At 64.6% G+C, this 22,736-nt stretch carries 23 protein-coding genes; 13 read left to right on the top strand and 10 right to left on the bottom strand.

Translation table 11 applies throughout. The annotated features are described in order from the left end of the window. The first annotated feature begins 149 nt into the window (after positions 1–149). From CEY08_RS00590 to glcF, 3 genes are read left to right on the top strand one after another with little or no spacing between them, the layout of a single operon-like run. Positions 150–1,649: an FAD-linked oxidase C-terminal domain-containing protein gene (locus CEY08_RS00590; protein WP_042792673.1), complete on the top strand. Its 1,500-nt coding sequence runs from the start codon at positions 150–152 to the stop codon at positions 1,647–1,649. A gap of 12 nt (positions 1,650–1,661) precedes the next feature. After that, positions 1,662–2,768 (top strand): glycolate oxidase subunit GlcE, encoded by a 1,107-nt coding sequence (gene glcE / locus CEY08_RS00585; protein WP_076812136.1) that lies wholly within the window; start codon positions 1,662–1,664, stop codon positions 2,766–2,768. A gap of 6 nt (positions 2,769–2,774) precedes the next feature. Continuing rightward, positions 2,775–4,019: a glycolate oxidase subunit GlcF gene (glcF, locus tag CEY08_RS00580; RefSeq protein ID WP_076812148.1), complete on the top strand. Its 1,245-nt coding sequence runs from the start codon at positions 2,775–2,777 to the stop codon at positions 4,017–4,019. 36 nt (positions 4,020–4,055) lie between these two features. Here the strand turns inward: glcF and CEY08_RS00575 are convergent, their stop codons facing one another. The 5 genes from CEY08_RS00575 to CEY08_RS00555 all read right to left on the bottom strand — a co-directional run bounded on the left by CEY08_RS00575 (position 4,056) and on the right by CEY08_RS00555 (position 9,205). Continuing rightward, positions 4,056–5,495 (bottom strand): NAD(P)(+) transhydrogenase (Re/Si-specific) subunit beta, encoded by a 1,440-nt coding sequence (locus CEY08_RS00575; RefSeq protein WP_042792676.1) that lies wholly within the window; start codon positions 5,493–5,495, stop codon positions 4,056–4,058. After that, on the bottom strand, positions 5,492–5,809 hold the full coding sequence (locus CEY08_RS00570; protein ID WP_042792677.1) for an NAD(P) transhydrogenase subunit alpha part 2: 318 nt from the start codon (positions 5,807–5,809) through the stop codon (positions 5,492–5,494). Before CEY08_RS00570 ends, CEY08_RS00575 begins: the two co-directional genes overlap by 4 nt. 4 nt (positions 5,810–5,813) lie before the next feature. Further along, positions 5,814–6,932 carry a Re/Si-specific NAD(P)(+) transhydrogenase subunit alpha gene (locus CEY08_RS00565; protein ID WP_042792678.1) on the bottom strand — a complete coding sequence of 373 codons (1,119 nt, stop codon included), beginning with the start codon at positions 6,930–6,932 and terminating at the stop codon, positions 5,814–5,816. Positions 6,933–7,271: 339 nt separating this feature from the next. Then, positions 7,272–8,147, bottom strand: a complete 876-nt coding sequence (locus CEY08_RS00560) for an N-formylglutamate amidohydrolase (protein ID WP_076812151.1) — start codon at positions 8,145–8,147, stop codon at positions 7,272–7,274. Between the two features lie 68 nt (positions 8,148–8,215). After that, positions 8,216–9,205, bottom strand: coding sequence for a Bug family tripartite tricarboxylate transporter substrate binding protein (locus CEY08_RS00555; RefSeq protein ID WP_042796860.1), 990 nt, complete (start codon positions 9,203–9,205; stop codon positions 8,216–8,218). A gap of 297 nt (positions 9,206–9,502) precedes the next feature. Between CEY08_RS00555 and gcvA the strand changes: the two genes are divergently transcribed. The 3 genes from gcvA to CEY08_RS00540 all read left to right on the top strand — a co-directional run bounded on the left by gcvA (position 9,503) and on the right by CEY08_RS00540 (position 12,558). Continuing rightward, positions 9,503–10,432: a transcriptional regulator GcvA gene (gene gcvA / locus CEY08_RS00550; RefSeq protein ID WP_063641632.1), complete on the top strand. Its 930-nt coding sequence runs from the start codon at positions 9,503–9,505 to the stop codon at positions 10,430–10,432. 7 nt (positions 10,433–10,439) lie between these two features. Next, positions 10,440–11,633, top strand: coding sequence for a tRNA 2-thiouridine(34) synthase MnmA (mnmA, locus tag CEY08_RS00545; RefSeq protein ID WP_279627089.1), 1,194 nt, complete (start codon positions 10,440–10,442; stop codon positions 11,631–11,633). Between the two features lie 106 nt (positions 11,634–11,739). Beyond that, on the top strand, positions 11,740–12,558 hold the full coding sequence (locus CEY08_RS00540; protein WP_063641630.1) for a sulfite exporter TauE/SafE family protein: 819 nt from the start codon (positions 11,740–11,742) through the stop codon (positions 12,556–12,558). A 163-nt stretch (positions 12,559–12,721) separates the two neighbouring features. Here the strand turns inward: CEY08_RS00540 and CEY08_RS00535 are convergent, their stop codons facing one another. Beyond that, on the bottom strand, positions 12,722–13,330 hold the full coding sequence (locus CEY08_RS00535; RefSeq protein ID WP_042792679.1) for a glutathione S-transferase: 609 nt from the start codon (positions 13,328–13,330) through the stop codon (positions 12,722–12,724). A 161-nt stretch (positions 13,331–13,491) separates the two neighbouring features. Here CEY08_RS00535 and purB point away from each other — a divergent pair, with 161 nt between their 5' ends. The 3 genes from purB to CEY08_RS00520 all read left to right on the top strand — a co-directional run bounded on the left by purB (position 13,492) and on the right by CEY08_RS00520 (position 16,259). Then, positions 13,492–14,868, top strand: a complete 1,377-nt coding sequence (purB, locus tag CEY08_RS00530) for an adenylosuccinate lyase (RefSeq protein ID WP_076812157.1) — start codon at positions 13,492–13,494, stop codon at positions 14,866–14,868. 56 nt (positions 14,869–14,924) lie between these two features. Continuing rightward, complete coding sequence (locus CEY08_RS00525; RefSeq protein ID WP_042792681.1) at positions 14,925–15,383, top strand: c-type cytochrome; 459 nt, start codon at positions 14,925–14,927, stop codon at positions 15,381–15,383. Positions 15,384–15,509: 126 nt separating this feature from the next. Further along, positions 15,510–16,259: a class I SAM-dependent methyltransferase gene (locus tag CEY08_RS00520; protein ID WP_076812161.1), complete on the top strand. Its 750-nt coding sequence runs from the start codon at positions 15,510–15,512 to the stop codon at positions 16,257–16,259. A 54-nt stretch (positions 16,260–16,313) separates the two neighbouring features. Here CEY08_RS00520 and cml read toward each other — a convergent pair whose 3' ends face one another. From cml to CEY08_RS00500, 4 genes are all read right to left on the bottom strand, one after another. Next, a complete protein-coding gene (gene cml / locus CEY08_RS00515; protein WP_084738513.1) occupies positions 16,314–17,501 on the bottom strand; it encodes a CmlA/FloR family chloramphenicol efflux MFS transporter in 1,188 nt (395 codons plus the stop codon). A gap of 132 nt (positions 17,502–17,633) precedes the next feature. After that, positions 17,634–18,326, bottom strand: a complete 693-nt coding sequence (locus CEY08_RS00510; RefSeq protein ID WP_076812165.1) for a cytochrome b/b6 domain-containing protein — start codon at positions 18,324–18,326, stop codon at positions 17,634–17,636. Between the two features lie 84 nt (positions 18,327–18,410). Further along, complete coding sequence (locus CEY08_RS00505; RefSeq protein WP_076812168.1) at positions 18,411–18,692, bottom strand: hypothetical protein; 282 nt, start codon at positions 18,690–18,692, stop codon at positions 18,411–18,413. 556 nt (positions 18,693–19,248) lie between these two features. Further along, positions 19,249–19,608, bottom strand: a complete 360-nt coding sequence (locus CEY08_RS00500; RefSeq protein ID WP_042792684.1) for a hypothetical protein — start codon at positions 19,606–19,608, stop codon at positions 19,249–19,251. 90 nt (positions 19,609–19,698) lie between these two features. On the opposite strand from CEY08_RS00500, the gene CEY08_RS00495 reads away from it, so the two are divergent. From CEY08_RS00495 to CEY08_RS00480, 4 genes are all read left to right on the top strand, one after another. Continuing rightward, positions 19,699–20,217: a GNAT family N-acetyltransferase gene (locus tag CEY08_RS00495; protein ID WP_082884683.1), complete on the top strand. Its 519-nt coding sequence runs from the start codon at positions 19,699–19,701 to the stop codon at positions 20,215–20,217. Between the two features lie 155 nt (positions 20,218–20,372). Next, positions 20,373–21,086, top strand: a complete 714-nt coding sequence (locus CEY08_RS00490) for a DUF3053 family protein (protein WP_063961866.1) — start codon at positions 20,373–20,375, stop codon at positions 21,084–21,086. A gap of 54 nt (positions 21,087–21,140) precedes the next feature. Continuing rightward, on the top strand, positions 21,141–22,232 hold the full coding sequence (locus tag CEY08_RS00485) for an AI-2E family transporter (protein WP_076812172.1): 1,092 nt from the start codon (positions 21,141–21,143) through the stop codon (positions 22,230–22,232). A 118-nt stretch (positions 22,233–22,350) separates the two neighbouring features. Beyond that, the gene (locus CEY08_RS00480) at positions 22,351–22,572 is read left to right on the top strand and encodes a hypothetical protein (protein ID WP_076812175.1); all 222 of its coding nucleotides are present in this window, start codon (positions 22,351–22,353) and stop codon (positions 22,570–22,572) included. Positions 22,573–22,736: the final 164 nt, after the last annotated feature.

The raw sequence follows: 22,736 nt of genomic DNA, 5'->3' as shown, positions 1-22,736 counted from the left end.
CGGCGAGAGCTGGAGGGGCGCAGCATCGTCCCGGCGCGCCTGGCGTCACTGGCGATTACGGCTGGTTACTTATCTGGTGTCCCCAGAGTGCACGGATGCGGGTAAATCCCGGTCTGCTTAGGATGGGCGCTCGCGCTATTGTTGCGCTCATGAATTCATTGGTCGAAACCGGCCTGGCACAAGTGCAGGCGCCGTATTCCTTGCAGCAGCTCATCGAGGCGTTGTCGGCCGCCTTGCCCACGCACTGCGTGTTGTTCCGCGAAGAGGATACGCGCCCCTACGAGTGTGATGGTCTCTCTCTTTATCGCGCGTTGCCCGCGGTTGTTGCGCTACCCGAAACCGAAGAACAGGTGCAAGCGGTCATGCGCATCTGCAAGCGGCTGAACGCACCCGTGGTTGCGCGAGGCGCCGGGACCGGTTTGTCCGGAGGCGCCATGCCGCACAGCCGGGGCGTCTTGCTCGGCTTGTCGAAATTCAACCGCATCAAGCACATCGACCTGGCCAGCGCGACGGCCGTCGTGCAGCCGGGGGTGCGCAATCTTGCGATCTCGGAGGCGGCCGCGCCTTACGGGCTGTACTACGCGCCTGATCCTTCCAGCCAGATCGCCTGTTCCATCGGCGGCAACGTGGCGGAGAATTCCGGCGGCGTGCATTGCCTGAAGTACGGCTTGACCGTGCATAACGTGCTGCGCGTGCGGGTCGTGACCATTGATGGCGACGTGGTCGAACTGGGTTCGGAGGCGCCTGATGCGCCGGGCCTGGATCTGCTGTCCGTCTTCATCGGTTCGGAAGGCATGTTGGGAGTGGTGACCGAGGTGACGGTCAAGCTGATCCCGAAGCCCGCCTGCGCACAGGTGGTCATGGCCAGCTTTTCCAGCGTTGAGGCGGCGGGCAATGCGGTGACGCAGGTGATCGCAGCCGGCATGATACCGGCGGGCCTGGAAATGATGGACCGCCGCGCGACGCACATGGTCGAGCCTTTTGTGCGTGCCGGCTACGACATGGACGCGCAAGCCATCCTGCTGTGCGAATCGGACGGCACGCCCGAAGAGGTGGAGCATGAGATCGCGCGCATGGAGGCCGTGTTCCGCGAGGCGGGCGCCACACGCTGCCAGGTGTCTTCGTCGGAGAGCGAACGCCTGAAGTTCTGGGCCGGTCGCAAGAATGCCTTTCCGGCTGCCGGCCGGGTGTCGCCCGATTACTATTGCATGGACGGCACGATACCGCGCCGTCATCTGGCGCGCGTGCTGGGCGCCATCGAGCAGATGGAAGACGAGTTCAGCCTGCGCTGCGCCAACGTCTTTCACGCGGGCGACGGCAACCTGCATCCGTTGATCCTGTTTGATTCGAATAAGCCGGACGAGGTGGAGCGTGCCGAAAAATTCGGCGCCGCCATTCTCGAGCTGTGCGTGCAGGTTGGAGGGACCGTGACTGGAGAGCACGGGGTGGGAATGGAGAAGATAAATCAAATGTGCGTGCAATTCTCTCGCGAAGAACTCGACGCGTTCCTGGCGGTAAAGCGGGCCTTCGATCCGCCCTGCCTGCTCAATCCTGAAAAAGTCATCCCCACGCTGGCCCGTTGCGCCGAATACGGCAAGATGCATGTCCATGCGGGAGAACTGCGCTTCCCCGATCTCGCCCGTTTCTAGGACCTGTCCCTTATGGATTTTGTCCTGTCGGAATTGTGCGACCAGGTCATGACGGCCCGTGCCGGCCACAAACCCCTGTTCGTGATGGGGGGCGGCAGCAAGGCGTTCTATGGCAATTACCGTCCGGTGACGCCGCAGGATGGCCATTGCCTGCTCGACATGACGCCGTATCGCGGCATTGTCAGCTACCACCCATCCGAACTCGTGGTGACCGTGCGTGCGGGCACGCCGCTGGCCGAACTCGAGGCGGCGTTGGCGGAGCACGGACAGATGCTGGCCTTCGAACCGCCGCATTTCTCGGCATCGGCCACAGTGGGCGGATGCGTGGCGGCGGGACTGTCGGGCCCGCGCCGCATGAGCGCCGGCGCGCTCAAGGACTTTGTCCTGGGCGCACAATTGCTGGACTCCGAAGGCCGCATTCTCTCGTTTGGCGGAGAGGTCATGAAGAACGTGGCGGGCTACGACGTGTCGCGCCTGCTGGCCGGTTCGCATGGCATCTTCGGCGCCATACTCGAAGTGTCCCTGAAGGTCGTGCCCAGGCCGATGGAAGAGCTCACGCTGACGCTGCCCGCCACGCAGGCGCAGGCGCTGGCAAGCTTCGCCCTGTGGCGCGGCAAGCCTCTGCCGATATCGGCCACCAGCTGGAGCGGCGACGATGATGGCGCCGAAGGCGAGATGGCCGTGCGCCTGTCGGGCGCGCCACCCGCGATCTCCAGTGCTCGCCAGTTGATCGGCGGAACGCCGATGGCGCCTGAGGCTGCGCAGGCGTGGTGGCGGTCGCTGCGGGAACAGACCCATGCCTTTTTTGCGCCAGGTCGGCCTCTTTGGCGTCTGGCGCTGCCTCCCACGGCCGCCGCGCTCGGCATGGGGCCAACGCTGCTGGAATGGGGCGGGGGGCAGCGTTGGCTGCAAGGCGATCATGACGCCGCCGCGCTGCGCGAAACCGCGGAACGGCTGGGAGGGCACGCCACGTTGTTCCGCACGGGGCAGGCCAGGCCGCCCACAGACGGTGTATTCCATCCGCTGGCGCCCGGGATCGCTTCGATCACGCGCCGCCTCAAACAAGAGCTCGATCCGGCCGGTCTGTTCAATCCCGGCCGCCTGGTCCTGGATCTATAGGGCATCATGCAAACCAATCTGGCATCCTGGGCACGCGACACCGATCTGGGCAAGGAGGCCGACGCCATCCTGCGGCGTTGCGTGCACTGCGGCTTCTGCACCGCCACCTGTCCGACCTACCAGGTGCTCGGCGATGAACTGGACAGCCCGCGCGGACGCATCTACCTGATCAAGCAGGTGCTGGAAGGCGCCGAACCCACGCAGTCCACGCAGCAGCACCTGGATCGCTGCCTGACGTGCCGCAATTGCGAGACCACGTGCCCGTCCGGCGTGCAGTATGGTCATCTCGTGGATATCGGCCGCAAGATCGTCGAAGAACGCGTGCCGCGCAGTTGGGCGGACAAGACCAAGCGGACCCTGCTGCGCAAGGCCATGCTCTCGCCGCTGTTCGGACCCGCAATGCGGCTGGGGCAGACCGTGCGCGGCATGCTGCCTGAAGCGCTGCGGCGCAAAGTGCCGGAACGCCGCGCGGCCGGGCCGCTGCCTCAAGTGGCAGGGCATGCGCGGCAGGTGCTGATGCTGGCCGGCTGCGTGCAGCCCGCCATGATGCCGACCATCGATGCCGCTACGATCCGCGTATTGGATGCGGTGGGCATCGGGGCCCGCATCGCGCCCGGCGCGGGCTGCTGCGGGGCCGTCAGCTTCCACCTGGATGCGCAGGACGATGCGTTGGCACAGATGCGTGCCAATGTCGACGCATGGTGGCCGCTACTGCAGGACGGGAAAGTCGAGGCCATCGTAATGAATGCGTCCGGCTGCGGGGCGATGGTCAAGGAGTATGCGCATCACCTGCGGCATGATCCTGCCTATGCGCAAAAGGCCGCTGAGATCGTGGCGTTGGTGAAGGATGTGGCCGAAATCGTAGCGCCGCATGCGGCCCAATTACGCGAGCGCCTGCCTGCGGGTACAAGGGCAGCCTTCCATCCGCCATGCACGCTGCAGCATTGGCAGGGGCTGCGGCCGTTGTCCGAGCAATTGCTGGCGGACCTGGGTTTTGCCTTGCAGCCTTTTGCCGACAAGCACCTGTGCTGCGGTTCGGCGGGAGCCTATTCCGTGCTGAATCCGGAGATCGCGCTGGAACTGCGCGACCGCAAACTGGGCGCCATTGCTGCGGGGGGACCGGACGTGATCCTGTCCGCCAACATTGGCTGTATCGGCCACCTGCAAAGCGGTACCGATACGCCTGTGCGGCATTGGATCGAGGTGGTTGACGAGCAGTTGCGCCAGCCTGCCGGCCAGCGCGGCGCATAAGCGCCGGACGCCTGCGGGGCATCCGGCTCCATCTTCTTATTCCACGGCCTTGACCATGTCTTCCAACACCTTCTTGGCGTCGCCGAAAACCATCATCGTGCGGTCCATGTAGAAGAGTTCATTGTCCAGGCCTGCATAGCCCGAGGCCATGGACCGCTTGTTCACGATCACGGTGCGGGCCTTGTAGGCTTCGAGAATTGGCATGCCGGCGATGGGCGACTTCGGGTCGTTCTTCGCGGCCGGGTTGACCACGTCGTTCGCTCCCAGCACCAGCACTACGTCGGTCTGGCCGAACTCGCTGTTGATGTCCTCCATTTCGAAGACCTGGTCGTAAGGGACCTCTGCTTCGGCCAGCAGTACGTTCATGTGACCGGGCATGCGGCCCGCGACCGGATGGATTGCATACTTGACGGTCACGCCCCGCTCGGTGAGCTTCTCGGCCAGCTCTTTCAGTGCGTGCTGCGCCCGCGCCACCGCCAAGCCGTAGCCCGGAACGATGGTCACGCTTTCGGCGTTGGTCATCAGGAATGCGGCATCGTCGGGACTGCCCGACTTGACGCTGCGCTGTTGCGCTTCGCCAGCCGCGGCTGCGCCTCCAGCTTGTCCGCCGAAACCGCCCAGGATCACGTTGAAGAACGACCGGTTCATCGCCTTGCACATGATGTAGGACAGGATCGCGCCCGATGAGCCCACCAGCGAGCCCGCGATGATCAGCATCGGGTTGTTCAGCGAAAAGCCGATGCCGGCCGCGGCCCAGCCCGAGTAGCTGTTCAGCATGGAGACGACCACGGGCATGTCGGCGCCGCCGATCGGGATGATGATCAGCACGCCCAGCACAAAGGCGATGATCGTCATGATGACGAAGGGCGTCCATTCCTGCGTGAGCATGAACCAGATGCCGCAAGCCAGCATCAGCAGCGCCAGCGCCAGGTTCAGCATGTGCTGGCCCGAGAACACCACGGGCGCGCCCTGGAACAGCCGGAACTTGTACTTGCCCGACAGCTTGCCGAACGCGATCACCGAACCCGAGAACGTGATGGCGCCCACGAATGTGCCGATGAACAGCTCGAAGCGGTTGCCAGTGGGGATCGGCATGCCGGCCGGCACGATGCCGAAAGCATGCGGTTCGGCCACCACGGCCACGGCAATGGCGACCGCCGCCAGGCCGATCATGCTGTGCATGAAGGCCACCAGCTCGGGCATCTTGGTCATTTCGACGCGCTTGGCCATCAGCGTGCCGATGGATCCGCCGACAAGCAGGCCCAGCACAACCCAGCCCAGACCGATGGTGGCGGCGCCGTCGCGGGCCAGGCCGACGATGAGCGCGGCCGTGGTCAGCACGGCGATCGCCATGCCGGCCATGCCGAAGACATTGCCCAGGCGCGACGTGGTCGGATGGGACAAGCCCTTGAGCGCCTGGATGAAGCAGACCGAGGCGATCAGGTAGAGCAGGGTGACGAGGTTCAGCGAGATCATTGCGCTTCCTCCTTGCCCGGCTTCCTGTCCTTCTTCTTGAACATCTCCAGCATGCGCCGCGTCACGAGAAAGCCGCCAAACACATTGACCGCGGCCAGCGCCACGGCGAAGACGCCCATGCCACGGGCCAGTCCGCCTTCGGTCAGCGCGGCAGCCAGCATGGCGCCCACGATGATGATGGCGGAAATGGCGTTGGTGACGGCCATAAGGGGCGTATGCAATGCGGGGGTGACGTTCCACACGACGTGGTAGCCGACATAGATGGCCAGCACGAAAATGATGAGGTTCATCAGGGTGGGGTTGATCGCTTCCATGCTGTTAGTTCCTCCGCGCCACGTTGCCGCCTTCGCACACCAGGCAGGCCGCGACGATTTCATCGTCGCGCTGGATTGCCAGCGCGCCGTCCGCATTGATGATGAGCTTCAGGAAATCCTGGATGTTGCGCGCATACAGCGCCGACGCGTCGGTCGCGACCAGTCCGGGCAGGTTGGTCAAGCCGATGATCGTCACGCCATGCTTTTCCACGACCAGGCCTTTCTCTGACAGCGGGCAATTGCCGCCGCGCTCGACCGCCAGGTCCACCAGTACCGAACCGGGTTTCATGGCCGCAACGGTTTCCGCAGACACCAGGGTGGGGGCGGGGCGGCCGGGAATCAGCGCCGTGGTAATGACGATGTCGGCCTGCTTGCAGCGCTCGGACACGAGCGCCGCTTGCCGCGCCATCCATGCGGGTGGCATGGGCCGGGCATAGCCGCCCGTGCCTTGCGCGATTTCGCGTTCCTCGTCGGTCTCGAAGGGCACGTCGATGAACTTGGCGCCCAGCGATTCGACCTGTTCGCGCGCGGCAGGGCGCACGTCGGATGCCTCGACGACCGCGCCCAGGCGCTTGGCGGTGGCAATGGCCTGCAACCCGGCGACGCCGGTGCCCAGCACGACGGCGCGGGCCGCTTTCAGCGTGCCCGCGGCGGTCATCATCATGGGAATCAGGCGGCCGTAGTGATGGGCCGCCAGCAGCACGGCCTTGTAGCCGGCCAAGTTGGCTTGCGAGGACAGCACGTCCAGGCTCTGAGCCCGCGTGATGCGGGGCGCGGCCTCCAGCGCGAAGCCGGTGAGCCCGGCGGCGGCCATCTGCTGTATGCCTTCGGCGTCGAAGGGATCCAGCATGCCGATCACCACAGAGCCGGATTTCATCTGGGGCAGTTCGGCCGCCGAAGGCGCGCGCACCTTCATGACGAGTTCTGCCCCCAGCGCATCCTGGGCGGTGCCGAGCGTGGCGCCCGCTGCCTCATAAGCCTCATCGAGATAGCGGGCGGCTGTGCCGGCCCCGCGCTCCACGACAACGGTGTGTTTGCCGCCTACGTACTTCTTGACGGTCTCCGGTGTTGCTGCGACACGAGTTTCCCCGTCTCGGGTTTCTTTTGGTATCCCGATGTGCATCTACGCCTCTCCTCAGAAGGTTCGCAGTAGTTATACACGGAATGTGGGCCCCGAGCCGCACTCGCTACGCTCGCTTGCTGCCCCCCGAGGGGGGCTGGCCCGCGTTGGGGCGGCCCGGCAGCGGGCCGGCACTGGAGTCGCATTGACTGCGCGCAATGGCTGCGGGTTCCTCCGATCGCAGACCGTTTTCTGTTTCGGCTTGCTCGTCGCTTCGGATCTTCTTGAGATCGGGCCGAAAAAAAGCCCCATGGCGAACCATGGGGCTGGGGTTTTGCAACCCAATTGCTCCAGCCGGTCTTGGCTTTGCGCCGGCCGGCACTTGCGCGCAAACGTCCGGCGTCAAGCCGTTTGCGCGCGAGTCCAGGTGATCAGCGCGGCGGTGAGTTCGCGCAGATCGGCTTTCAGGCGGCCGTAGTTCTCGGACGGACGCAGCGAGACCTCGTCCATGTAGAGTTTGCGGTTGATTTCGATCTGCAGGCTGTGACGGCCTTCTTCGGGGCGCCCGAAGGCGCGGACCAGTTCCACGCCCTTGTAGGGGTCGTTCACGGTCACGTCGTAGCCGCGTTCGCGCAGCCAGGCGGCGATGAACTCGCGGAATGCCGGGTCGCTGGTGCTGCCGTCGCGGTCACCCAACACGAAATCAGGATGCACCAGGCCCGGGCGGTCGGTGGCGTAGGCGCCGGCGACGCTGGGCATGGAATGGCAATTGATGTGCCAGACCTTGCCGAATTTCTTGTGGGCGGCGTCCAGCACCTGACCCAGCGCGGCGTGATAGGGCTTCCAGCACGCATCGATGCGGTGGCGGACTTCGTCCACCGTCAGCTTGCGGTTGTAGAGCGGCGTGCCATCGTCCAGCATGCGCCAGATCAGACCCTTGCCCAGCTTGACCTTGGGCGAGGCATTGATGGCGTCGGGCCACGCCTGGTTCAGCAACAGTTCGTCGATTTCGTCGGGCGAGCGATTGGCGTCGATGTAAGCGCGCGGAAACGCGGCGGCAATCATCGGCACGCCCATTTCGATGGCGTCGCCCCACAGGTCGTCAACCCAGGTGTCCTCGGCGGTGCGCAGTGCGCCAAAGTCCACCGCAGCCGCGAAATCGGGGGGGTAGGCGGTGCCGCTGTGCGGGGAGTCCAGCACGAGAGGAGCCGAGGGTTCCGAATCAGGATATTGCTGCGGGAGGTCGAGCCGGTAAGACAGGGGGTTGGTAATTCGCATATGGGGGTATTGCGTTCGTGAATCGGAGGTCCTCGCGCCCCGCGGGGGCGACGAGGACCGAAGACCGCTTAGTCGATCTTCACGTTGGCTTCTTTCGCGATGCGCTTGTTCTTGGCGATTTCAGCCGAGATCTGGGCGGCGAATTCGGCCGGAGTGTTGGCGGCAGGCGCGGCGCCCAGGGCTTCCAGGCGGCTCTTGACGTCGGCTTCGGCACTGACCTTCTGCACGGCGGCGTTCAGCTTGTCCAGCACGGGCTGGGGCAGCTTGGCGGGGGCCACCAGGCCGAACCAGGACGCGTCGTTCACGGCCGGCAGGCCGGCTTCCGCGAAGGTGGGCACGTCGGGCAGGCTGGCCACGCGCTTGGGCGAGGCGACGGCCATGGCGATCAGGCGGCCGGATTGCACGTGCGGCAGCGAAGAGGGCAGGTTGTCATACATGACGTCGACTTGGCCGGCCAGGGCGTCGTTGAGCGCCGGACCCACGCCGCGGTACGGCACGTGCATCAGGTTGGTGCCCGAAGCCATCTTGAACAGTTCGCCCATCATGTGCGAGACCGAGCCGTTGCCTGCGGACGCGTAGGTCAGCTTGCCCGGCTCGCTCTTGGCCAGCTTGATGAAGTCGGCGATGTTCTTGGCCTGGACCTTCGGGTTGATGGTCATGATGTTGGGCACGGCGGCCAGGTTCGAGATGGGCGTGAAGTCCTTCTCGCCATCGAACGGCAGGTTCGGGTAGATGGCCGGGTTGATGCCGTGCGTGCTGACGGTGGCGATGCCCAGCGTGTAGCCGTCCGGCGCGCTGCTGGCGACGAAGGCGCTGCCGATCGAGCCGCCGGCGCCGCCGCGGTTTTCCACCACGACGGTCTGGCCCAGTTCCTTGCCCAGCTTGTCCGCGAACAGGCGGCCGACGATGTCGGTGGTGCCGCCGGGCGGGAAGGGAACGATCAGGCGGATGGGCTTGGTCGGATACGCGTCTTCGGCGTGCGCGATGCCCGAGGTCAGTGGCGTGGCCAGGGTCGCGGCGGCGACACACAGGCCCAGTACTACGTTACGGCGTTGCATGAATTCCCCTAATGAATTGGAAAGCGGATGCGCAAAGGCAGACGCAAACGCAACGATTCTTTCCTGGCGGTCCCGTTTGCGCAAACGAAAGTTTCTCCGTAAGCTATGACTTTTTTTCATGCCTCTTTTCGCGGCGGCCCCGGAACAGCCCTGTTTTGCCGCGCGGCCTGAAACAATTTGCGTGCCCAACGCAAGCCTTTCCGGGAACGCGGAGCGTCTTTCCGCGGGGTCGCTCCCGGATATATGCCCCTTTGCCAGGGGGAAGGAGCCTGCGGCTACCGCGGGACGACATCATTTATGCGGCGTTTTTGTCCCTCTTTAACGGATCTCCAGGCGTTCGAAGTCGCCGCGAGACATAGCAGTTTCACGCGCGCGGCGCAGGAATTGTGTGTCACGCAGGGCGCGGTCAGTAAGCAGGTGAAACATTTGGAGGAGTTCGTCGGCATCGAACTATTCCTGCGGATCAGGCAAGGCCTGGTCTTGACCGAGGCCGGACGGAGCTATCTCACCAAAATCCAGGCGGGCTTGGGGCAGATCGAGGCCGCCACCGTGGAGCTGATCGCGCACCAGGGCCAGGGCGGCACGCTCAATCTGACCTGTATGCCGACCTTCGGCGCGCGCTGGCTGATCCCGCGCCTCACGGCCTTCATGCGTCTGCGGCCGGACATCCACGTCGAATTCCTGCCCCACCGCCAGGGCTATGACTTTTCCACGCCCGAGCTGGACGCCGCCGTGCGCTTTGGCGAGGGCATCTGGCCGGGTAGCGGGGCGGATTACATCGTCGGGCGCGAAATCCTGCCGGTCTGCAGCCCACGCCTGATTCCGGGCGGTTGCACCTCGCCGGCGGACCTGCTGGCTTATCCGCTTCTGCACCACACGTCGGCTCTGGAGGGCTGGCGCGACTGGTTCGAGCAGGCGGGCTGCGATACCCGGCGCAGCCTGGAGGGCGCGCGCTTCGATCAGTACGCGCTGTTGTCGCAGGCCGCCGCCGCGGGCTTTGGCGTGGCGCTGATTCCGCGCTGCCTGATCGAAGACGAGCTGCGTGACGGCAAGCTTGCCGTCGCCATCCAACTGCCGATCCGGGCGCGCATGGGCTATTACCTGTGCTATCCGGAGCAGAAGGCGAACCTGCCCACGTTGCAGGCATTCCGCACCTGGTTGATGGAAGTGTCCCGGGCCGCCGAGCCGCAACCCCAGGAAGACGCCCTGCCGTCCGATCTAAAATAGTCCGATCATGATTCAAACATCCACCCAGAACGGCCCTCACGCCGCAGCTTTGGCTTGCTCTTCCCCCGAGGGAGCTTCTGCCTCGCAGCGGTCCGAAGGCAAAAAAGGCCGCGTTGTCGTCGGCATGTCCGGCGGGGTCGATTCGTCGGTCACTGCCTGGCTGCTCAAGCAGCAAGGCTATGAGGTCGTCGGCCTGTTCATGAAGAACTGGGAAGACGACGATGATTCCGAATATTGCTCCACCCGGCAGGACCTGCTGGATGCCGCCAGCGTCGCGGACCTGGTTGGGGTCGAGTTCGAATTCGTCAATTTCGCCGCCGAATACAAAGACCGCGTCTTTGCGGAGTTCCTGCGCGAGTATTCCGCGGGCCGCACGCCCAATCCTGACGTGCTGTGCAATGCGGAGATCAAGTTCAAGGCCTTCCTGGACCACGCCATGGCGCTGGGCGCGGAGCACATCGCCACGGGGCATTATGCGCGGGTGCGCGAAGTGCCGGCCGAGGGGGGCGGCACGCAATTCCAGCTGCTCAAGGCTTTGGACGGCTCCAAGGACCAAAGCTACTTCCTGCATCGCCTGAACCAGGCGCAGCTGTCGCGCACGATGTTCCCGCTGGGCGAGATCCGCAAGACCGAGGTGCGGCGCATCGCGCACGAGATCGGCCTGCATAACGCCGCGAAGAAGGATTCCACCGGGATCTGCTTCATCGGCGAGCGGCCGTTCAGGGAGTTCCTGAATCGTTACCTGCCCACGGAGCCGGGTCCGATCATGACGCCGGAAGGGCAAAAGGTCGGCCGCCACGAAGGGCTGTCGTTCTACACGCTCGGCCAGCGCAAGGGCCTGGGCGTGGGTGGCGTGAAAGGACGGCAGCGCGAGGACGGCACGGCCGAGGCCTGGTACGTGGCGCGCAAGGACCTGGAGCGCAATATCCTTTATGTGGTGCAGGGGCACGATCACCCCTGGCTGCTGTCGGGCGAATTGCGGGCGCAGGATGCCAGCTGGGTCGCGGGCCATGCGCCGACGCCGGGCGCTTATGGCGCCAAGACGCGCTACCGGCAAGCCGATGCGGCCTGCCGACTGGACGGCGCCGGGGACGGCACCTTCCGTCTGGACTTCACCGAGCCGCAGTGGGCGGTGACGCCCGGGCAGTCCGCCGTGCTTTACGATGGCGAGGTTTGCCTGGGTGGAGGCATCATCCTGTAGCCGCCGCGCCGGCTTCTGCCGCGCGGCAGGCGTGGACTTTATTCAAAGCCCCTCGGGCGCAGCCCCTGGGGCTTTGTTCATTAGCAAGAAGAAAGAGGAGACAGTTGTGGATGTAACGATGGTGATTTGCCTGCTGGTGCTGGGCGGCGTGGTGGGTTTCGCCGCGGGCCTGCTGGGCATAGGCGGCGGGATGTTGCTGGTGCCTTTCCTGACGATGCTGTTCGCCTGGAAGGGCATGCCTTCCGATCTGGTGGTGCATGCCGCCATCGCCACGTCGATGACCTCGATCCTGTTCACCTCCATTTCCAGCGTCCGGGCGCACCAGCAACGCAAAACCATCAAGTGGGGCATCGTCTGGGCGATGGCCCCGGGCATCATCATCGGCGGCCTGCTATCTGGCGGCGCGGTCTTTGCCGCGCTCAGCACGTTGTGGTTGTCGCTGTTCTTTGCGCTCTTTGTCGGTTATTCCGGCTGGAGCATGCTGCAGAACAAGAAGCCCAAGCCCAGTCGCCAGATGCCGGGCGTGGTCGGCACCAGCGCGGCGGGGGCGGGCATTGGCTTCCTGTCCGGACTGGTGGGCGCGGGCGGCGGCTTTCTGTCGGTGCCGTTCATGGTCTGGTGCAATGTGGCGTTGCATAACGCCGTCTCAACCTCGGCGGCGCTGGGCTTTCCCATTGCGCTGGCCAATAGCGTGGGCTACGTGGTGTCAGGGCTGAATTCCGGCGAAACGCGCCCGGGCATGCTGGGCTATATCTACTGGCCGGCCCTGATTGCCCTGGTATGCACCAGCGTGCTGACGGCTCCCCTGGGCGCGCGGATGGCGCATCGCCTGCCGGTGCAGACCCTCAAACGCGTATTTGCCTGCCTGCTGTTCGCGCTGGCCGCCTACATGCTGTTCAAGGCCTGGCAGACGTTCAACGGCTGAGCCGGATATGGGGCTGCGCCGGCGAGAAGTGCCGCCGGGGCAGAAGCGGGGCCGCACGGGTGCGCAAGTGCCGCCAATGCAGAAGCGGGGCCGCACGGATCCGGCTCCGCCGGTCCGTAGCGGCGCCCCCTGGGGGGAGGCGCGCAGCGCCTCGGGGGGCGACTTACACCACCGGAACGGTGTCGATGAACGACTGGCGCTGCGACAGCTTGTCGTACAGGCGGGCCAGGTTCTGGTGGTTGGCGCGCCAGTCGAGCGAGGCGAAACGCAGGTCCAGGTAGCCCAGCGCGCAGCCGACGGCGATATCGGCCAGGCTGTAGTTGATGCCCATGCAATGGGCGTTGTCGCCCAGGCTCTTGTTCATTGCGTCCAGGCTGGCGTGGATCTTGGAGTACTGGCGTTCGATCCATTCGGGGCTGCGCTGAGCCTCGGGACGCTGGTTTTCCTTGACGATGGTCACACAGGCGTCCAGGAGGCCATCGGCGATGGCTTCCCAGCATTTGACGGCCGCGCGGTCACGCCCCGGCTGGGGGATCAGGCGAGCGACGGGAGACAGCGTGTCGACGTACTCGACGATGACGCGAGAATCGAAGAGGGCGCCGCCGTCTTCCATGACCAGGCAAGGCACCTTGCCCAGCGGGTTGTACGTTTGGATCTGCGTGTCGGCGGACCAGACGTTTTCGAGTTCAAGCCGGTAGTCCAGCTTTTTCTCGGCCATAACGATACGCACTTTGCGCACGTAAGGACTGGTAAGCGAGCCGATCAGTTTCATGGAGTCACAAGCGGAGTCGGAAAGCGGCCGAAGTATAGCAGGCCGTATGACGGCAAGACGGTCAAGAGGCCGGAATCTTCGTCAGTTTGCCACAATGTTGCGTGCTTCCGGATGATAAAATCGGCCGATTCGCTCATTCCCCGCTTTTTCTTTCCCAGACCATGCAAATCGCCGATCAGCTCAGCCAACTCAACGCCCTCTCGCCATTGGATGGCCGTTACGCTTCCCGGGGCGACGCGCTGCGCGGCCTGCTTTCCGAAGCCGGTTTCATGGCGCACCGCGTCGAAGTCGAGGTGGCCTGGCTGATCGCATTGTCCGATGCCGGTCTGCCGGAACTGCCCACCTTCTCCGAAGCCGCCCGCGCCCGTCTGCAACAATTGGTGCGCGACTTCTCGGAGGCGGATGCCGCCCGTATCAAGGACATCGAACGCGTCACCAACCACGACGTCAAGGCCGTCGAGTACTGGCTCAAGGAAAAGGTGGCCGATGACGCCGAACTGGCCCGCGCCGCCGAGTTCATCCATTTCGCCTGCACCTCCGAAGACATCAACAACACCTCGCATGCGTTGATGCTGACGCGCGCCCGCAATGAGGTCGTGGTGCCGCGCCTGCGCGAAGTCGCTGCCAAGCTCAACGACATGGCGGTTGCCCAGGCTGATCAACCCATGCTTTCGCGCACGCACGGCCAGCCTGCCAGCCCGACGACCCTGGGCAAGGAATTCGCCAATGTGGCCGCGCGCCTGAATCGCGCCATCGCCGCCATCGAGGCCGTCGAGCCCCTGGCCAAGCTGAACGGCGCCACCGGCAATTACAACGCCCACCTGTCGGCCTATCCCGAGATCGACTGGCCCGCGTTCAGCCAGCGCGTGTTGGCAGGCCTGGGCCTGACCCAGAACCGCCACACCATCCAGATCGAGCCGCATGACTGGATGTCGGCCCTGTTCGACGCCATCACGCGCGCCAACATCATTGTGCTGGACCTGGACCGCGACGTCTGGGGCTATGTGGCGCTGGGCTACTTCAAGCAACGCCTGAAGGAAGGCGAAGTCGGTTCGTCCACCATGCCCCACAAGGTCAACCCGATCGACTTCGAAAACTCGGAAGGCAATCTGGGCCTGGCCAATGCCGTGCTGCGCCACCTGTCGGACAAGCTGCCGATCTCCCGTTGGCAGCGCGACCTGACGGACTCCACCGTGCTGCGCAACCTGGGCGTGGGCCTGGGCTACAGCGTGGTGGCCTGGGATGCCTGCATGCGCGGCCTGGGTAAGCTGGAGGTCAACTCCGTCGCGATCGACGCCGATATCGATGCTTGCTGGGAAGTGCTGGCAGAGCCGGTGCAGACCGTCATGCGCCGCTATGGCCTGCCGCAGCCGTACGAACAACTCAAGGCATTGACCCGGGGCAAGGGCATTACCGAGGAAGGCCTGCGAGAATTCATCCAGGGCCTGGCCCTGCCCGAAGAACCCAAGGCTCGCCTGCTGGCGATGACCCCGCGTTCCTACATCGGGCTGGCGGCTGACTTGGCCCGGGCGGTATAGTCGCCTAGCCGCGCGCTTGGCGCGCGCGGCCTCTGTTGAACTTACGGGAGATTGCAATGAAGAAGTTGTCCACGCTCGCCGCGTTGGCCTGTATGACGGTTGGGCCCCTGCTGGCGACGAGCGCGTCCGCGCAGTTCGCCAAGCCCGAAGACGCGGTCAAGTACCGCCAATCGGCGCTGACGCTGATGGCTTCCCACTTTGGCCGCATGGCGCCGGTGGTCAAGGGCCAGCAGCCCTACGACGCCGCGCAGATCAAGGCCAATGTGGAAGTGCTGAAGACGCTGTCCGGCTTGCCCTGGGCGGGTTTCGGGCCAGGCACCGAGGGTGGCGACGCCCGTCCCGAAGTCTGGAGCGACGCTGCGGGCTTTAAGCAGAAGCAGCAGGCCTTCCAGGACAACATCGTCAAGCTGTCGGCCGCCGCCGATGCGGGCGACCTCGACAAGCTGCGTGCCGCGTTCGGTGATGTCGGCGCAAGCTGCAAGGCTTGCCACGACGCATACCGCAAAAAGAAATAAAGCGCCTGCCGTTCGCGGGCGGCTGGGGGCAAAGAGGCGTCAGCGCAAGCGTTGGCGCCTTTTTTTCGTCATTGCATGGGCGTCGCGGTTTCCGGAATCCCAGGCATCCTTCGTAGGGGAGAACCGATGAGACCCTTTGATGATCTGGTGGCGGAGGCCGAGGCCGCGGATGTCAGCGGCTGGGGCTTTGATTGGCTGGCCGGCAGGGCTACCGAGGAACGTCCGCCATGGGGCTATGCCAGGCTGCTCGCGCAGCATCTGGCTGGCGTGCAGGCGGCGCTGGATCTGGATACGGGAGGCGGCGAGGTGCTTGGCGAAGCATCCCGGTTCCCGCCGGTGATGTATGCGACCGAAGCTTGGCCGCCCAATGCCAGAAAGGCGCACGACCTTCTGGTCGGACGCGGTGTACAGGTCATCCAGACCGCGCCAGGCGCCGCCTTGCCATTCGCCGACGCTTCATTCGAGTTGGTGACGTCCAGGCATCCCGTGAATCCGGACTGGGCAGAGATACGCCGCGTCCTTAAACCTGGGGGGCGCTACTTGGCGCAGCATGTAGGCGCTGCGTCGGCCTTTGAGTTGATCGAGCATTTTCTTGGGCCATTGCCGCAGCAGCGGCGCCTGCGCGACCCGCAGGAAGAAGCGGCGGCCGCCGCGGCTGCCGGGCTTACCGTGATGGATTTGCGTTCTGCACGCTGCCGGATGATCTTCCATGACGTGGGCGCCGTGGTCTGGATACTGCGCAAGTGCGTGTGGTGGGTGCCGGATTTTTCTGCCGACAAGTACCGCGGGGCCTTGCTGGCGCTGGATGACCGGATGCGCGCCGGGGAGCCGTTCGTCGCCCATTCGACCCGGCACCTGATTGAAGCACGGCGTTGAGCGGACCCTGGCCGGCAGGCAGCGCAGCGAGCGAACGCAGGGTCCGGAGGCGCATCAATCGTGTTTGCCGGTGAAAGACAGGCAAAGCACCGCGGTGGCCAGGCCCAGACAATAACCCGTGATGGGCCAACTGGTCTCGTTTGGGAGCAGGGTGATGGCGAGCGTGCCAAGTCCACCCAGTATCAGCCCGCCCAGGCAGAAGTACAGTGCGGTGGCGGTTCCTGCCATGTGGTCGTGGCCCTGCAGCGCGCCGTCGGGGGCCACGGAGACAGCCATGGCGATGCCGGCGCCCACCAGCCACATCGGAACGATGAGGCCCAACACTGAATGCGGCGCAAGCAATTCGGTAATGGCGAGGCAGGTAGCTCCGGCTATCATGCCGCCCATCCCGAACCGCAAGGTCTTCAGTTTGCCCCACCGGGGAATCATGCGTCCGATAAGGCGCGCCGTCCCCATCATCGCGAGCGCCACCGTCGCGAACAGCAGACTGAAATTCAGCTGCGACAGCCCTTGGCGCCCCATCATGAGCCAGGGCGCGGTCGAGAAAAAGACGAAGAAGCTGCCCATGGCCGCGCTGTAGCCTAGCGTATAGAGCCAAAAGCTACGGCTTGCGGCGGGCTCAAGGAGCCGGGGCCGTTGAGTGGGCTTCGCTTTCCGAGGCCTGGTCTCGGGCCAAAGCAGCCAGGCGGCAATGACGGCCCCTGTCATCCCGGTTCCCAGCAGACCGAAGATGGCGCGCCATCCCAGCCAGGCATCGACCAGGGCGCCCAGCAACGGGCCTGCAGCAGGTACCATCGCGAGCAGTGAGCCCAGCATGCCGTAGATGACGTGGCTTTCGTTGCTGCCCGCGTAGGCGTCGCGCACGGTTGCGAAGGTGGCAACGAGGCAGGCCGAGGCGCCGCAGGCCTGAAGGATGCGCAGGCCCAGAAACGCGTCAGGCGAGGAGGCTGCTGCGAGACCGAACGACGCCGCGCAGTAGGCGAGGCCGCCTCCCAGCAGGACCGGCCGACGGCCCAGCCGGTCGGACAGTGGGCCGAACACAAGCTGTCCGGTCCCAAGCAGAACCAAATAGGACGTCAATGTCCATTGGATCGTTGCGGGGCCGGTGCCTAGTGCATCGGCCATGAAAGGCACCACGGGCAGGTACATGTCCATGCCCAGCGAGGCCAGCAGATCGAACGGTGACAACAGGAAGAGTGTGGCGACAAGCGAGTGCCGCCAGGGAGAACCATTTGAGCGCACGAAACCATCTCCTTCAAAAAGGATCAGGCGGCGCTCTCCTTGAGCGACTGCAATCGTGAGAACGCCGCAACAACTAAAAAAAGCGAGTTGTTGCGGCTTACTTGTCTGCTTGCTTGGCGGTGTTCATGGGCATCAGGAAAAGGACATGTCGGCCGCCACTTCCAGCGACCGGATCCACAGCACCAGGCCGGTTACGCAGGCGCCCAGCACCAGGGCTCGCAGCCAGACGGCTAAACCGTCCTGGGTGGGCGGCGTGCCCGTGGGTACGTCCTTGGCGTCGACCTTGCCCGTGATGATCGCGCGCACGAGCCGTTTGCGGCGCACCAGTGCGTACCAGAGCACTGCGGCAAGATGCAGGGCGACCAGGGCCAGGATGACCCATTCATTGAGCTTGTGCCAGGAAGTCATTGCGGCCGACACGGCTTCGTTGACGTGGCCGAACAGCGGGCCCTGCGTCATGATGTCGTCAGTGGTGAAGAGGCCGCTGACGGCCTGCAAGCCGATGACGAGCAGCAGCGCCAGCACCGACAGCGCGCCGAGCGGATTATGGCCAGCGGGGGCTGCGGCCCCCTTGAGATAGCGGGCCACGGCGGCCGGGCCGCGCACGAACTGCGAGAAGCGTGCGTAGCGGGGGCCGAAGAATCCCCACAGCAATCGAAACAGGATGAGGCCCAGCGCGGTACAGCCGAAGCGCACGTGCCAGTCCATGTACAGGCCACCGAGTTTGACGCTCACGAATGCGCCGACGATGCAAACGACCAGCGCCCAATGGAAAAGGCGGGTGGGGAGGTCCCAGATGTGGACCGCGAGACGATTATTCTGCATGGGGGGATCGCCAGGGCTGTATTGCCGGGGACTTTATCACGCATAAATTGCCCCGTTGCAAGCGCAACGGGGCGGGGCACTGCTTCAGTGGGTGCTGTGGCGCACCGATTCAATGCGATGCACGTGCTCGTGGCGGAACCGGATGCGCTGGCCGGGGGCCTTTTGCGCGGGAGCTCCGCAGGGCACGATTTCGGTCGTGTAGGTCGTCGTGCCGTCGATGGGCGCGTTGTAGATGACCGTGGCGCGGATTTCCGGGCCGTTTGCAGGTTTCAGGTAAACGATGTCGCCGACATGGATCGGCGTGTTGTCCAGCGTGGTGTGAGCCGGGCGTCGGATCAGATCCGAGGTAGTGAAACGAGTATTCATGGTGTTTGTTCTCTTGGTTTCTAGTTATGGGAAAAGCCGCGTCTGGCCACGTGGCGCGCGGTATTGCCGCCGCGTGCCGCTGCCAGCCGTATCGAATCGGGCAGGCTTGTCGTGACACTAACGCATAAGTGCCGCCATTCCTTTGCGCATTCTCATGTTCTGCGCGCATGGGCGGACGGCGCGATGCTGCCCATCAGTCCGGGACGGCATCAATTGGGTTGCGGCACGCGAGTATGCGCAAGGCAGGCTTGCCGGGCGCCGCTGATGATGTGGTTGCTTCGTGCCAAGCCGGACTGGCGGTTTGGTGAAGGCGTTTTGTTCCTGGCCGCTATCCGGATTTATGTTCCGTCGACCGTGGGAGAGTGTTGGCAGGGATTTGCCCGGGGGGAGCGCTATGGCTCACCCTATTGGCCCACCCTGATTTCGCCGCTTTATTTTCGTTCTTTTCGAGTAAAAGCTGGCGTGGGTGGTGGACCCAACCGTTAATATTAATGCTTGCCGCTTGATTTTGCAAGCGTTTTTTCGCGAGGGGGGCGAGCCCCTCTTTTATTGACCGTTAATGTGCGGCAGGACGGGCCTGGCGTTGGGCTTCGATGATCAGGCCTTCCAGGCGCGCCGACATGCGCAGCGCTACTTGCGCGCTCGTCTGGCCGTCTGGCTGGCGCTCGGTTTCCAGGGCAAGTTCGATGCGTTCATTGTCGAATGCCTCGGGCGCGGCCTGGATTTCCACGTAGCGGGCCAGCAGGGCATCGACCGCCTTCTGCGCATCCGCCAGCGCTTCGTCAGACAACTGGCCGGGGCTCAGGTACTGGTTGACCACCCGTGCCAGGTCGTTCATGAAGAACAGCAGGGCGGCCGCGCCGCGGCAATCGGGATGGGCAAAGCCCCAGGTGTCGGAAGTGGCGTGTTGAGTCATGTCTTGGGGCTAGCCTGTGTCGCGAGGCCATTGTGGCCGAAGGCGCCATTTTATGGGATCGGGCTGCTGGCCCGCATGAGGCATACTGCCATGCCTATGATCAGACTCGCACGACCCTCAGACTTGGCCAGCCTGGCCGATATCGAACGTTCCGCCGCAGAGCGGTTTCTGGACACGCACATGGCGTGGGCCGCTGGCGACGGCACCGTGCCGGCGGCCGACCTGGCGCAGGCGCAAGCCGCCGGCCTGCTCTGGGTCGCCGAGACCGCCGACGGCGCAGCCGCGGGCTTCGCGCTGACCCGGCCCATGGACGGCGATCTCTACCTGGCCGAGATGGCGGTGGCTTTGCCGTGGCAGGGGCGTGGCCTGGGGCGTGCGCTGCTGCGTGCCGTATGCGCGCATGCTCGCGCTGCGGGCTGCTATCGGTCGGTGGTGTTGACCACCGACCGCGACTTGCCCTGGAACAAACCTTTTTACCAGCGACAAGGTTTTACCGAGGTGCCGGCAGCCGCGCTCTCGCCAGGCTTGCGGGCGCGCTTGCATTTCGAGCATGCCGCGGGTTTCGATGCCGCGCGCCGCTGCGCCATGATGTACCCCCTGGAACCTTGATGCGCGCGGCCGACCCTGTGTCAACACGCTTCGATGGCAACAAAATCCGCCCACCAGGGATGGCGGGAAGCGCCTTCGGGATAATCTGCCGGAAGGCGGCCTCCCTGGTTGGGGGCGGCGCCGATTTCGCGAACCCCCGTGCAAGGAGGATGGGCATGGCACTGCTGCGAGCTTGCCTGCTGGGCCTGACGATGGCCTCGATGCTGTTTCTGGCGGCTTGCGTCAATAAGGAGCCCCAGGAGCGGGCCGCGTTTATCCAGTTGCTGCAAAGCCGGATGAGCAGCGCGTCCTTGCTGCCGATAGGCTCGCTCGGCGAGCCGGAAAAAGAAGCCATCGGCGACTACGCCGATGCCTACGAAGTGATCACCGATTTCCAGCAGGCCATGGCGCAGTCGGCCGCTTCCCTGCTCGACGTGCTGGAAGTCGAGAGCATCCATTCGGTCGCCGAGATCGTGGAGCGGCGGACCCGCTTCGAGGCAGCGCGCAAGACACTGGCCGAGCAGGCTGCCGAGGTCCAGCAGGCCCAGGCGAAGGCAGACAAGGCGCGGGCTGCCCTGGCCTTGCCGGCCGATCTTGCGCCCGTCTATGACGGTGTCTATGACGAAGCCGTGACAGCGCCGGCAGCCGAATTGCTGGATGCCGCTGCCGGCATGGACGCCGTGGCGCGCGATGCGCTGGGCGTTGCGGATTTCGTGGCGGCGAATGCCCAGGATATCCTGCTGGCGGACGGGCAGGCGCGCGTCGCGACTCCCACGCTGCAACAGGAGCTGAACTTGCGTCTGCAGGGGCTGAACGCGCGGTCGGACGTCCTGGAGCATGCGCGCGCCGCCTTGCTGCAGGTCACCGGGCAGCCGCCGGACGCCCGCTGAGCGGCGCTTTGTACAATGCGGGTCTCGCGGCGTCAGCCGAGCCTGGGACGTAACATGAGCCAATCTTCCAGCGTGCACTACAGAACCTTTCTGCTCCTGCTGGTGGTGGTCACCATCGCATTCGGCTGGTTGTTGTGGCCTTTTTATGGCGCTGTTTTCTGGGGCGCCGTCCTCGCCATCATTTTTGCGCCTCTGCAGCGCCGGCTCGTGCCGCGCATAGGCGGACGGCGCAACCTGGCCGCGCTGATCACTTTGCTCCTGGTGCTGCTGCTTGTGATCCTGCCGCTCATCGTCATCAGCGGATCGCTGGTGCGCGAAGGGGCGAACCTCTATCAAAGCATCAAGTCCGGACAGATCAACTTCGGCGCTTATTTCCAGCAGGCCATGGAGGCTTTGCCGCCGTCGGTGCACGACCTGCTGGCGCGCTTCGACCTGGCGGACATCCCGAGCTTGCAGGAGAAGCTCAGCGCGGGCGCGATGCAGGCAAGCCAGTTCCTGGCGACCCAGGCCCTGAGCATTGGACAGGACACGTTCCAGTTCGTGATCAGCTTCGGCATCATGTTGTACCTGTTGTTCTTCCTGCTGCGCGATGGTCCGCTGTTGTCGGCGCGGCTCAAACGCGCCATGCCACTGAGCGACACGCATAAGCAGCATCTGCTGCGCAAGTTCACCACCGTCGTGCGCGCCACCGTCAAGGGCAACGTCGCGGTGGCGGCGGCGCAGGGCGCGCTGGGTGGCATCATCTTCTCCATCCTGTCCATCCAGGGCGCGCTGCTGTGGGGCGTGATCATGGGTTTCCTGTCCTTGCTGCCCGCGGTGGGCGCGGGGCTGATCTGGGCGCCGGTCGCAATCTACTTCCTGTTGACTGGCGCCACCATCAAGGGCGTCGCGCTGATTCTGTTCGGCGTGCTGGTCATTGGCATGGTGGACAACGTGCTGCGCCCCATTCTGGTGGGCAAGGACACCAAAATGCCGGACTACGTGGTGCTGATCTCTACGCTGGGCGGGATGGCTTTGTTCGGGCTGAATGGCTTCGTGATCGGCCCGCTGATCGCCGCGCTGTTCATGGCGAGCTGGGATTTGTTCGCCCCGCCGGTGGACGGGTTGCCCGGCAGCGTCGAAGATAAGCCGCGCGCAGAAAAGTAGGCGGGGCTTGCGCAGTGGCAATCCGCCCGTGCCAAGACGGGTGTATGGTGTAGCAGCGCCGGCTTCCATCGGGGCCGGTCTTTCGTATCAACCTCGTTTATTCGGGAGCGCGTGGGATATGGAATGGAAACTGCATCGATCCGGCTGGATCGAAGAACGCAACTTCGACATCGAATTCGCCGAGACCCCGGAGGGGTATCACACCCGCGTGCGGGTCTTCGGCTTTCCGGTGCTGGAAGACACCAAGCATGTGTTCCCCAACGAGGCGCTGGCCGAGAAGGGGGCGCTGACTTTGCTCAAGACTCAGTTCACCGGCACCCCGGATCTGGAAGATCAGTAAGGCCGGCAGCCTTTGTGCGTTCGAGATAAATCGGGGACGCAACTCTTCCACCACATCTGTATCGACGCGGCGAGGGGATTCCCATGGCGCGGATTGTGCGTTTGCGAACTTCTGCAATAATTTCTGACGTTCGTTCGTCCTCTGGAAATGGGCCGGGCGGAGCG

The organism is Achromobacter insolitus (genome assembly GCF_002209555.1).
GTDB lineage: Bacteria > Pseudomonadota > Gammaproteobacteria > Burkholderiales > Burkholderiaceae_B > Achromobacter > Achromobacter insolitus.
This window is presented reverse-complemented; position numbering and strand designations above follow the sequence as displayed.